This is a genomic window from Shewanella sp. S23-S33 (assembly GCF_043359565.1).
Taxonomy (GTDB): domain Bacteria; phylum Pseudomonadota; class Gammaproteobacteria; order Enterobacterales; family Shewanellaceae; genus Shewanella; species Shewanella oncorhynchi.
This window is the reverse complement of sequence record NZ_JBHFFD010000048.1, coordinates 38577-51180: the sequence shown is the minus strand read 5'-3', so window position 1 is coordinate 51180 and position 12604 is coordinate 38577. Positions and strand designations below refer to the sequence as shown.

Genomic DNA, 12604 nt, shown 5'->3' with positions numbered 1-12604 from the left:
TTGCTCTTTATCGTTTTATTTTTTATAAGCTTAGATATTCACGCATTTATCTTGATAGCCATCATTCAACAGTGCTGTGTGCTTGATGCGTAGCAAGGGAGTGATCTCGTTAAAGGGGAGCGGTTTGGAGATCAAATACCCTTGAGCGAAGTGACAACCTAAATCTCGTAGGAAGTGCCACTGTGCTTCGGTTTCTATGCCTTCAGCAACTAACTCCATTTCTAGGCTTTGCCCCATCATGACAATCGCTTTGACTAAGTTGGCGTTCGAGTTATTTTCGAGGGCATTTTCCACAAAGCTGCGGTCGATTTTAATCACTGAAATCGGGAATTTTTTCAGATAACTCAGGGAAGAATAACCCGTACCAAAGTCATCGATATAGATTTGCGAGCCTAAATGACGAATAGACTCGAGCGTGCTCAAGCAATGGCTGGCATCGCCCATCAGCATGCTTTCAGTGATCTCAATATGCACATTTCGTGGGTTGACGTGGTGGCGGTTGAAGCACTCCTGCAACACTTGGTCGAACCCCATGCCGCGTGTATTGATACATTGGCGGCTGGAAACATTAATCGCGACATTGATATTTAAGCCACTTTTCTGCCATTGCCTCAGATCATGCATGGCTTGGTTGAGCACCCATTCGCCCATAGGCTCTATCAGCCCGGTTTCTTCGGCTAATGGGATAAATTGATCCGGCGGGATCAACCCAAGCTCGGGATCTTGCCAGCGGATAAGGGCTTCGACGCTGCAGACACTTCCGGTTTGCATATCCACGATAGGTTGATAATGCAGGGCAAATTCATTTTGTGCCACGGCACGGCGTAGACGTTGTTCTAACTCCATCCGGGCGAACATGGCTTGATTCATACCCGCGGTGAAGTATTTAAAATTGTTCCGTCCCGCATCTTTGGCTTGATACATGGCGGTTTCGGTATTGCGGGTGAGTGAGCCGGTATCTAACCCATCTTCGGGATAGACGCCAATACCAAAGCTGGCCGAAATCTGGATCTCGCGGTCATTTAAGTTAAATGGCATACCTAAGGTTTCAATGATTCGGGTTGCCATGTGTTCGATGGCGAGTTCGTTAGTCAGTCGTGGCAAGATAAGCACAAACTCGTCGCCACCGATACGTGCGATAAAATCGGTTTTCCCCGCAATGCCTTCTAAGCGCTTTGCGACATCTTTAAGTAATAAGTCGCCAGTGGCATGGCCTTGTACATCATTGATATATTTGAATTGATCCAAATCAATCAGCAAGATAGCCAGCTTGCGAGAGTCATGCTGCGCCACATGGATTTCGTGCTGCAGTCGTTCATTGAACAGCTTACGATTAGGCAGCCCAGTTAATCCATCGAAGTTGGCCTGATACCAAAGATCCTGCTCATATTGCTTACGCTTACTGATATCCATAAATAAACCAATATGTTGGATTATTTTACCTTGTTCATTTCGCACCACAGTAATCGCTAGATACTCGGGATACACTTGGCCATCTTTGCGTTTATTCCAAACTTCACCCTCCCATTTCCCTTCTTTTTGTAGTGACTCCCACATGGCGGTATAAAAGTGTTTAGGATGACGGCTAGAGCTGAGTAGGGAGGGACTGCGGCCTTTTACTTCTTCCAATGAATAGCCCGTAATGTGGCAAAACGCGGGGTTGACCAGTTCAATATGGTTGTCGGCATCTGTCACCACTATGCCTTCGGCAGAATAGTCAAACACAGCTGCGGCACGGCTTAGGGCATGGTTCGCTTTTTGCCGTTCGCTAATCATACGGTTCATGGCACGGGCCATGCGGGCGAGTTCATCTGTGCCTGAGACTTGGATATTAATATTGAGCTGTGGATCTGCTGCCATTTGCTGCATGTCATTGGCAATCTTAGTGATCTTATCCATAAAATTGCGGATGATCTTTTGTCCAAGCCAAAGTGTGATGGTCGCGGTGAACAAAGCCGAGAACAAGTATAAGCCGAGTAAGATTAAGGTGTGGTTTTGTTGATATTCGCTCTGCTGCGCCATGTTCTTGGTGATATTTTGCGCCAGCAAATGTAGTTGATTGATACGCTGAGTGGTGAGATCCCACCACTCCTGGCTATCAATTGGATGTGGCGGCATTAATAGTTGGCTCATCGCTTGGCTTAATTTGTCCTCGCTGGCAGGGACTTGCGCGATGGCTTTGATCTCCGTCATCGGCAAACCTTGCTGCTGCAGTTGCTGCAATTTGACCATGCTGAATTGGTATTGATTTATGCTGTCTTCAATGGTTTTCAGCGCCGCCTTAAATTCGGGTAGAGAACGAGTCTCGTGACTGAGTTCATCCAAATTAAGCTGAATCGTCGCAAGTGCTGCATTAAATTTTTGCAGTGAAATCTCACCGCCCTTAAGCAAATAGTCCTGAAAACTGCCCATTAAGCCACCGTAACCTAAGTAGGCATTAATATTTTGTGCCAGAGCGCTAATGCGAGTTTGTTGTTCAATTTGCTTGCTGATTTGCAGAATGCGTTGATTTTCTGGCGAATCTTGTAGGTTTTGCAGTAAGGACCTTCTATCGGAAATTGATGCATTACTCGCGTGCATCACGGCTCGCTCATATTCATACATGAAGGAGATTATGGTGCGGTAATCATTAATATTGAGTGACTTGCTGAGCAGTAATTGATTGATGGCACTTCGTTCTTTTACGGCCAACTCCTGCACCATAAGTAGGTTCAATAGATCGGTATAGGCACGGGACTGACTGATTTCGTTGGTTTGTAACTGTAATAACTGAATGAGCTGCAAAAGCTGAGTGTGGAATTGATTATAGAGTTCCGTAAACTGACTCAGTGTTTCGTCTGTGTGGTTTTGGTGAACGTTAGCGAGTTTGTTGCCTGTGAGTTTGAGCGCATCCAACAATGCGTTCATTTTGTTTGCTTCAATACTTTTAGGGTCGAGCGCCTCCATAAGATGCTCTAAAGGCTCACTGTTTAGTAATGCATCGAGTGCTTTTGATCTAGTCGCTTGTTGCTGTAATAGCACTTCATCGGTTGGTCGCTGATTTGTACTTAGACCATATTCGTTTTGCAACTGATAGAGTAGCTCAGTGATTTGTACCGTCGTTTGTACCGCAAGATGGTTGTGCTTGGCCGAGTGTGATTCCTTTATCAAGTCATGCATGCGCGTCAGAATGAAAAAGCTCATCATTAATAATGGGACTAACGAAAACAGAATGAGCTTTTGCTTCAAACTGAGATGGTGTAGCGCTGACGGCATTAAAGATCACTCCACTCGTTCGCCTAGGCAGAAAAAGAAAATTCAACGTAATAACGTTGAATCCGAGTTACAAATAGGACTAGGCACAGGGTGAGGATATTTAACATAGGCGGCCAGCCACCGCGACCTTTAGTTTATGGATATCTAATCTAGGTCACGAAATTAAGCAAATTGTTATATATCATGCTAAGAGACTATTTTTATTAACCTATTTTGCACCTATCAAACAAGCATTTGCCTTGTCTGTGATGTGAAGCAGTATTTCATCATTCGAAAGAATGACTTGTTTAACTTTACCTTTTATCGTTTTTTAGTGCATTAGGTGGAACGCGATTGTTAACGGTAAATCTACTTAAATAAAAAGGACGTTTGCCGCAGCGAAACGTCCTTCTATTTAAATCAATGCCCTAGATTCAGGCGATTGGCGCGTTATCTAGCCGACATTGGCCAGCAATGATTTGCGATAAACGACAATATCTTCAATCGTTAACACGGGTATATTGTGCTGAGTTCCGAAGGCAATAATTTCGGGCAAACGCGCCATAGTGCCATCGGTGTTAGTGACTTCACACAATACGCCAGCGGCTTTTAAACCCGCGAGTTGCATTAAATCGATAGTGCCTTCAGTGTGACCACGGCGGGTCAACACCCCACCCGGTTGGGCGCGAAGTGGATACACATGGCCAGGACGAGCGAGATCGCTTGGCTTAGCGTTATCGGCAATCGCCGCTTTAATGGTGGTCACGCGGTCAGCGGCAGAAACGCCAGTCGTCACACCGACTTTAGCTTCAATACTCACAGTAAACGCCGTGCCGTATTGGCTCGAGTTGTTTTCCACCATAGGGGGCAATTCGAGGGCTTTGACTTTTGCATCGGGTAAACACAGGCAAACAATACCGCTACATTCACGGATGAGCATGGCCATTTGAGCGTTAGTCAGCGTCTCGGCAGCGAAAATTAAATCGCCTTCGTTTTCTCTATCTTCGTCATCGACAACTAACACACCTTGGCCTTGACGCAGGGCATTAAGACCCGCTTCAACGCGTTCGATAGCAGTACCAAAAGGAGCAAGTAAAGACTGATTCATGGTTAATATCCTTTAATAAACGACATTGGAATATCCAGAATCAGGGCGTGCAGAAATACAACGTAATCAAACCCAATGGCTCGATTTTGCTGTAGCAATATCACTTCACTTGGGGTGAAGTTATTGCAAAACATGAGGCTAACACTGAGATACATCAGCGCGTTGCACTGAGATAACACAATGTTGTCTTACATTCTCTTCCATCCGGACTCAGCACTGTCGCCATTAAAGCAAACAGTCCATTACCGTCGGCTCTGGAATAGTCAGTTTTGCACTAGGCAAAATCTAAGGCACCAGATCTGCTGACCCCGAAAGTGATTTCGGGCGCTCGCGGGCTTTGGGTGTCGCTCAGCAAAATAATCACTTAGTCGTTACCCATTTACCGCCGGTGGGGAGTTTCACCCCGCCCTGAGAATTTGCTTTTGAGCCATTTGCGCTCAAAAACGCGGTTATGTTGCTCTTATTTACCGCGAATGGCAACTTCTCGCGTTCAATGTTTGCGCTAGTGCACACCTGACCACTATCATACTGAACACATAAGCTAATTGACTTGCCGTCGCATTCTTCGACGGTCGTTATGGACGTCACAAGGACGTATAAATGCGCTCTCTGCTACTCACTTTAGGTATTGTTATGCTGTTATCCGCTTGTTCGACCTCCAAAGGGCAAGTACCTGCCCCGGTTGCTGAAAAAATTCCCCATGTGATGACTTTACATGGCGTAACGCGTACCGATGATTACTATTGGCTGCGTGATGATGAGCGCAAAGATCCTAAAGTGTTGGCCTATCTCAACGCTGAGAATCGTTATACCGCTGCTTATTTCAAACCATTAAAGCCGCTGCAAGATGGTCTTTATAAAGAGTTAACAGAGCGTTTAGTCGCCGATGAGTCGAGTGTGCCGTACCAATGGCATCAGCACAGCTACTATCACAGATACCAAGAGGGCAGCGAATATCCGCTGATCAGCCGTAAGGGCGCCGATGGTGTTGAGCAAGTGATGCTCGATGTTAACGAGCGAGCTAAGGGCCATGAGTTTTATGGTTTAGGCGGCGCCAGTGTCAGCCCAGATGAAACCATGTTGGCCTTTGGTGAAGACGTCCTCAGCCGCCGTGTATATCACATCTATTTTAAAGACTTGGCTTCGGGCGACATGATCACCGATGTACTTGAAAATACCGAAGGTCGCGTAGTGTGGGCGAACGACAACAAGCATGTGTTCTATATCGCCAAAGATCTAAAAACCTTGCTGGGCTATCAAGTGTATCGCCACGAGCTGGGCACTAAGCAATCGAGCGATGTCTTAGTGTATGAAGAACAAGACGATTCATTTTATATCTCGCTCGGCAAAACCTTAGATGAGTCGCAAATTGTGTTGTTCCAAGAAAGCACCACGACGAGTGAAGTGTCTATTCTCGATGCCAGCGAGCCTTTAGGTTTATTCAAGCCAGTATTAGCGCGGGAAGAAGGCCACGAATACAGTGTGTCTAAGCTGGGTGATACTTATTACATTCTCACCAACTGGCAGGCGACTAACTTCCGTTTGATGAAAGTTGCCATCAAAGATGCGGCGGATAAATCGAAGTGGCAAGAAGTGGTTGCGCATAATCCCAATGCCCGTATCGAAGATGAGTTAGTGCTCAAGGATTATCTGATTATTCAGACCCGTGAAAACGGCCTGACGCGGATTAAAGTGATGCCGCTCAATGGTCAAAAGCCCTTCGAGTTGAGCTTTGATGAGCCTGCTTATGTGATGGGTTTAGAGATTAATTCCCAGCAAGACAGCAATAAGTTACGCATTTTCTACTCTAGCCTAACGACGCCAGAAGCCGTATACGAATATTCGCTGGTGAATCCCGATAGACGGGATTTATTAAAACAAGATCAAGTCTTAGGCGGCTTCGATGCCAGCCAGTATCGTGCCGAACGGATATTTGTGACGGCCCGCGACGGTGCAAAAGTGCCTGTCTCTTTGGTATATCGCAAAGATAAATTCAAGAAAGATGGCACTAACCCTCTGTATCAATACGGTTATGGATCTTACGGTTACACAGTAGAACCCGATTTTTCTTCATCCGTTATCAGTTTGCTTGACCGCGGTTTTGTGTATGCCATTGCCCATGTGCGCGGCTCAGAAATGCTCGGTCGCCCTTGGTATGACAATGGTAAGTTGTTGAATAAGAAGAATACCTTCAATGATTTTATTGACGTAACAACGGCATTAACGGCGCAAGGTTATGGCGACAAAAACAAGGTAGTTGCCTCAGGCGGCAGCGCGGGTGGTTTGCTAATGGGCGCGATTGCTAACCAAGCGCCGGACAAGTATTTCGCCCTTGCAGCCCATGTACCTTTTGTTGATGTGGTGACGACTATGCTGGACGAGTCGATTCCGTTGACGACCAATGAGTACGACGAGTGGGGCAATCCGAACGAGAAAACCTATTTCGATTACATGCTGAGTTACTCGCCCTACGACAATGTCACCGAGCAAGAATACCCACATATGTTAGTGACAACAGGTTTGCATGATTCCCAAGTGCAGTATTTTGAACCCGCCAAGTGGGTCGCTAAACTGCGCGATGTACAGAATAAGTGGTACAAGATGGATGATAAGGTGTTGTTATTCAATGTGGATATGGAAGCTGGCCACGGCGGTAAGAGTGGCCGTTATCGCCAATACCAAGACACAGCCCAAGAATATGCCTTCTTCTTGAGTCTATTAGGTATGGCGAAGTAGGTCATTCGCAAGTGACCGAATCAGCCGTCAACCTAGGTAATACTGACAGAGGCGCTTTACAGCAACATGAGTCACTGGTGGCAGACACACTTGCCCCAGTGACTAGTGCTGTCGCTACCAAAGATGCAGTGACAGAAGCTTCGCTGAATCCCGTACCATTAAATCCTGCACCACAGAAGCCTACACCCATAAAGTCATCATCCCTCTGGTATTTGTATCTAGTCCGCTGCGCCAACGGGCATTTATACACAGGTGTCACCACAGATGTCACACGACGCTTTAGCGAGCATCAATCGGGTGGTATCAAATCCGCTAAGTATTTGCGCGGTAAAGGTCCGTTAACCTTGATGTATCAAGAACAAGTCGGCACCCGCAGCGATGCCCTAAAGCGTGAAATCGCGGTTAAAAAACTGAGTCGTGCTCAGAAATTGGCGTTGATCGAATCTGTACTCAGATAACACTGAACTCTGACATCATTCAGATCTTATTGTGTTCAGGCAAAAGCTAAATCAACGTCGTGGGGCTTCACCCCACACCCGACCAAGGAGGACTACTCGTCCTATCCTCCTTGGATTCTCCAAGACGCCCCTGACGGAGTTGAAGCCCCTTGTGCTCATTGCCAAATTTGCTATCGCTTCCGAAGGATGCGTCCCTGCACCTGCGAAAGCTAGCTCGGCATCCATGCCGAGACTCACGCAATTTGTCTATTCACCCTGCGGCAACTCCGAGGGTATGGTGCATTCTGATACTTCGGCGTTGGCTGTTAATCCTAAGAGAGATGTGTCTGTACCCTCAGTTTTGGAACATGTTCCTATATCTTTTGTGTCGTCGCAAAATTTAACTATGGATGTTTCGATAAACCCGTTTTAATTTAGCAAGATTTATTTGAGGAACCATAATGAGACTAGGTCTTAAAATTTCGTCTTGGGCGGCAGCAATTGTTGTGATGCTGCCGCTGATAAGTTTTGCAATTTATGATCTTTTTTACTTTCAGCATCACCGTGTAGAAATTACTCGACTCATCCAAGTTGCTACACCAGAAGAATCTGAGCCTCCACCCTTGATCGTGCAGCTCGTTCGTATATCCACTGGCGAGAATGTTGATTGGCTTGTTACAAGGTTAATTATTGATAATTTAAATATCTGTAATAAGCCCAAATCAATGATTGGTAGGCATATAGAGTCATTTCTATGGCTGCAGTTGGTAAGGATTCACCTTACGAAGCATGAGCAATTAACTCTTTATTTGGCTCAAGTGCATACTGGCAAAGATTCAAAAGGTTTTTCCTACGCATCCCATGCACTTTTCAATAAGCCTTTATCGGGATTAAATGTTGAAGAGGCGGCCACAATAGCAGCTCTTCCTAATGCCCCAAGTACCTTTGCAAAGCGCCCAGATCTTCTTACAAAACGCCGTGAATATTTGCTTTCTAAGTTGGATACAAGCTTCTAGCCTGCTGTGCCACTTATGTGTGTCGATGAAATGATTCAGCACTGTCATTCCAGTGACACGCTGCCCTTTCATTTAACAAGAACGGCCCCGATTCTGTTGTTTCGTTGCAACATTTAACAGTGGGCGTCTCGATAAACTCGCGACTAAGTGACTTTCCGTTGCTTGAAGCCAAACCCAGAGTGCATTATGTTGTTTTAACTTGGGTGGCCGGATTCATTTTTGAGGGCTCCTTTTTTGTTATTGGCTTATCTAACTTAGTTATTCGAGTATTGTTATGGAAAGCAATTATTTAGTAATGGCCCTAAAGCATTATGCTAGTAGCATTGAGCATCTTAATTCAGGGGATGATTTCAGACTTCGCTATGCTGCTCTTGATATGAGGCTTACCATTGAAGCCACGATTTACAAAAAGTATGAGTTGCTGGGGGTATTTAGAGACGAGATCTCAAAAAGCATATAATTATTAAATGGGACACCCACTCTTAATGGCGCGGCAGTTAACATCCGACTATGCTTGGGTTTCTTCTGCTGAGCGATAAGTTTGTCTGCTATTGGTATTCTGAACTCCATTTAATAGGTTAAGAATGCCACTTACACAGATCTTTTCACGCTCTCGAACTACATGTCCGGTCTTTTTCTATGCTTAATTTACAATCCCTGGTAGGGCTTCTCTTAAAAGTTCCAACTCCTTTTTGTTTGCTTTAATCCAAAGTTTTTTCAAGTTTGGTATCGAAGCCAAGATTTCTACTGTCTCTTTAGTCTTGATTACATTTGTTTCAACAAGATATAACGCAAAAATATTTTTATTTCCACGCAACTCGTCAATACTGGACAACTGTGGGTTTCCACTGAGGTCTAAAATTTTTACGCTGTCAAGCGTTGAAATGATAGAACTAAAATCTAACTTTTGACATTTATTTAAAGATAAGTAGCTTAAATTCTGGGTGTTTCCGGTAATTTCAGAGAGTTTGCTTGCATGGGACACACTTAATGATTCAACTGAGTCTGAGCATAAATTAATTGACTCTAATGAGCGAACAATGGAGCAGTTTAATGAAATTGCGACATCAACTTTTAGATTAATAACTTTGGAGTTGAATATATTTACATGCTTAATCCCGTCAACCAATTCAGATGATTCATTTTGCTCAACATAACCTTTCCGAATGAATGCCATTATGGCTTTCCAATCATCTCGCTGCCACTCAGCGTTATATACATAATCCAATATTGGTAATATAGAATCGAAGGTAGGTAATGAATTTTCCCACCTCTGCCATTCTGAAACATTTTCTGGTGCTAACTTTATATATTTCTTAAAAGATGAAATGTCCATATTATCACTTAATTAAAATTGGGTTGTCGAATTCAGAACGTTGATCTCTTCCGATATATTTTTGCATTTCTTTTGAGAAACGGCTCTAAATTCTGATGATTTATTCTGTCACGCTATCCCTTTACTCACTCTTATTTGAGCTGACTAAAGCTTTAAAGCGAAGGTCACTCTTGCTCAGAGGGGTAAGTGCCTCGGCTTTAGTGAGATATTGCATAGTGATGTGGATAGCGTCTTGATGGTGACTAAATTCCCTAAAAATACGTTTTGCAATCAGCAGATTTAATTGATGTGCGGCTAATGAGGCATGCTCATGCTTTATCTGTAAAATAACCTCTTCTAGGGAGATAGGTTGAATTTCTCCCAAGGATATAAGAAAGGCTTTTGCGACAGTTCTGGCGTGTGAGAAATAGTCTGAGTGCGCATCTAAGGCGTAAATATGCTTGAAAATGTGTTTGGCTAGGGCTTTATTGCCGTTGCGGTAAAAAGATTCGCCATCAAAACAAATATCCCCTAGTCCTTCCATTATCTGTCTAGGGTTATCTGATAGAGAAAGCGCTTCAATTTCTTTTTGGTATTCCGAAAACTGATCCATATTCTCGACCTTACTGGCAATACAGTGTGACTTTTCGACTATTGAAGTGGGAAGGCTGACAATCTTAGCAAATCCACAAGGTTAAAGCGTAACGGTCTGAATAAAATCAACGTCATTTCTGCAAACTCAAGCTTAATTTCGGTATAAAAAAATGCCACTACAAGGGGTTAGTGGCATAAATGCATAAGTCGGGCATACGCTTAAAAGGGTGGGTAGAAGACTGACATCTTGGCTGGGAACCGTTGCAACATCAGCCTCTACGCCGGGAAGTGGGTAAAGCCTTTGGGAGTAGAGGGGTAAAACGGCGCGTTATTGCATGCTCACTGGGCCGTCGATTTTGTTAAATGTCACATCGCCAGAACCTGCCGCAAGAATCGTTAATCCCTTAGTGTTAAAGACATTAATGTTGCCTGAGCCATCTGTGATGGTCACAGCACTTTGCACATTGGCAACCTCTATGTTGCCCGAGCCGTCATTAATTGCGATATTGCCGCGAATATCGGTCACCTTGATGGCACCAGAGCCATCTTCAATGGTTAGGCTGCCGTTGATTTGGCTGATTTCAATATCACCTGAGCCATCCTCTATGTTGATATTGTTACCACCGTTGATAGTGAGTTCACCCGAACCGTCTTTGACGTTCATGTCTGACGTCATCTTGCTGATCAAAATAGCCCCTGAACTGTCATCTATATCCAGTGTAAAGTTCGCAGGGACTTGCAGTTTTAGGTCTATATAGGGCGAGTTATTATTAGAATCTGCTTGCTCAAAGTTGGCCTTGAGCTTGGCTTTATTGGCTTTTTTCTCAAGGGTGAGAATGACTTTGCTGTCATCGTTGCCATCCTTATTGCTATAGATGTCGGCGACGAGTTTAATTTGGCTGAGGCCTTCGACACCGATAATTTCCAAGCTGCCTGCGCCTGTTTCTGCAATCAGGCCTTGTAAATCTTGGCTATCGAGTATGAGTTCGCGTTGTTGGTGGTCTAAGTCTGGCATGCCTGCTGCGTTCACATTAAGAATGCAGCCAGTGAGCGATACCCCAGCAGTAAAAAACACTATAAAAGCGAGGGTGAATATAAATGGGCGTAGTGACATGTTAGCTTCCTTGTTTATCTGGCACTCGATTTTTTGGGTGAGTGCTGAGTCGTCTTGCGATGAATAAGACATTGCACAGCCCATGCCAATTTTAAGTTTTATTTATAATCAATTAGTTAAGCTGAAAAGTGTCCGAGGTTCACTGTGCGGACATGTCCGCTACATGGGTGATTTACTCATAGATTAGTGAAATTGCTCATTTATTAAGTTAGTTTAAGCTCCGTAAGTCACGCGGAATCAAAAATACAAAAAAGACAAGAAGGGATGCTGATGGATTATTTAACAACAAACAAAACGGCTTGGGATGCGCGCACTCGGGTACATTTAACTTCTGATTTTTATGATGTGGCGGGCTTTCTTAGTGGTAAGACTTCGCTGCGGGAAATTGAGCTAGGTGAACTCGAGGTTGCAGGTAAAAGTTTGCTGCATCTGCAATGTCATTTCGGCTTAGACACCTTGTCGTGGGCGCGAATGGGATCTAGAGTCACTGGCGTCGATTTGTCAGAGGTCGCGATTGTTGAAGCGCAAAAGCTGGCAGAACGGACACAGTTGTCCGCTGAGTTTATCTGTAGCGATGTTTACAGTGTGGCGAGCAAGGTTGAGCCTCACGATATTGTGTTTACGTCCTATGGTGCCATTGTGTGGCTGCCGGATTTAACTCTGTGGGCGCAGACAGTGGCTGCCTGTTTAACACCCGGCGGACAGTTTTACATGGCCGAGTTTCATCCGGCGCAGCAGTTGTTCGATGGTTATAGCTATTTTAATCGGGGTGAGCCAGACATAGAGCTGGAAGGCACATATACCGAAAATACCGGTGATGATCAGCAAACCTTAATGTGCTGGTCGCACAGTTTATCTGAAGTGATCAATGCGTTATTGCAGGCGGGCTTAGTGTTGGAGTTCTTCCACGAGTTTGATTTCAGCCCCTATAACTGCTTTGAAGGGCTCGAAGCGCAAGCCGATGGTCGTTATGTGTTAACACACCAAGGGCAGAAGGTGCCCTTGGTGTATAGCATCAGTGCGCGTAAACCCGCTTAATCACAGCCTTTT

Annotated in this window: 9 protein-coding genes and 1 riboswitch; of the genes, 4 read left to right on the top strand and 5 right to left on the bottom strand. The window is 44.7% G+C overall.

Annotation, left to right across the window (positions count from 1 at the left end; translation table 11 throughout):
• Positions 1–30: 30 nt before the first annotated feature.
• The gene (locus ACHA99_RS12555; protein ID WP_393943072.1) at positions 31–3255 is read right to left on the bottom strand and encodes an EAL domain-containing protein; all 3225 of its coding nucleotides are present in this window, start codon (positions 3253–3255) and stop codon (positions 31–33) included.
• A 433-nt stretch (positions 3256–3688) separates the two neighbouring features.
• Positions 3689–4342 (bottom strand): 3,4-dihydroxy-2-butanone-4-phosphate synthase, encoded by a 654-nt coding sequence (ribB, locus tag ACHA99_RS12550; RefSeq protein ID WP_219251725.1) that lies wholly within the window; start codon positions 4340–4342, stop codon positions 3689–3691.
• Between the two features lie 188 nt (positions 4343–4530).
• Positions 4531–4762, bottom strand: a riboswitch (FMN riboswitch).
• Positions 4763–4942: 180 nt separating this feature from the next.
• On the opposite strand from ribB, the gene ACHA99_RS12545 reads away from it, so the two are divergent.
• From ACHA99_RS12545 to ACHA99_RS12535, 3 genes are all read left to right on the top strand, one after another.
• Positions 4943–7078, top strand: coding sequence for a S9 family peptidase (locus ACHA99_RS12545; RefSeq protein ID WP_393943070.1), 2136 nt, complete (start codon positions 4943–4945; stop codon positions 7076–7078).
• 11 nt (positions 7079–7089) lie between these two features.
• Positions 7090–7536 carry a GIY-YIG nuclease family protein gene (locus tag ACHA99_RS12540; RefSeq protein WP_393943068.1) on the top strand — a complete coding sequence of 149 codons (447 nt, stop codon included), beginning with the start codon at positions 7090–7092 and terminating at the stop codon, positions 7534–7536.
• A 440-nt stretch (positions 7537–7976) separates the two neighbouring features.
• A complete protein-coding gene (locus ACHA99_RS12535; protein ID WP_105250980.1) occupies positions 7977–8531 on the top strand; it encodes a transglycosylase domain-containing protein in 555 nt (184 codons plus the stop codon).
• 643 nt (positions 8532–9174) lie between these two features.
• Here ACHA99_RS12535 and ACHA99_RS12530 read toward each other — a convergent pair.
• The 3 genes from ACHA99_RS12530 to ACHA99_RS12520 form a co-directional block, all read right to left on the bottom strand.
• Positions 9175–9867, bottom strand: a complete 693-nt coding sequence (locus ACHA99_RS12530) for a hypothetical protein (RefSeq protein WP_393943066.1) — start codon at positions 9865–9867, stop codon at positions 9175–9177.
• A gap of 121 nt (positions 9868–9988) precedes the next feature.
• Entirely contained in the window at positions 9989–10459 is a 471-nt protein-coding gene (locus tag ACHA99_RS12525) for a hypothetical protein (protein ID WP_393943064.1), read from the bottom strand.
• A 309-nt stretch (positions 10460–10768) separates the two neighbouring features.
• A complete protein-coding gene (locus tag ACHA99_RS12520; RefSeq protein ID WP_393943062.1) occupies positions 10769–11554 on the bottom strand; it encodes a hypothetical protein in 786 nt (261 codons plus the stop codon).
• Between the two features lie 270 nt (positions 11555–11824).
• Between ACHA99_RS12520 and ACHA99_RS12515 the strand changes: the two genes are divergently transcribed.
• Entirely contained in the window at positions 11825–12592 is a 768-nt protein-coding gene (locus tag ACHA99_RS12515) for a bifunctional 2-polyprenyl-6-hydroxyphenol methylase/3-demethylubiquinol 3-O-methyltransferase UbiG (RefSeq protein ID WP_263147099.1), read from the top strand.
• Positions 12593–12604: the final 12 nt, after the last annotated feature.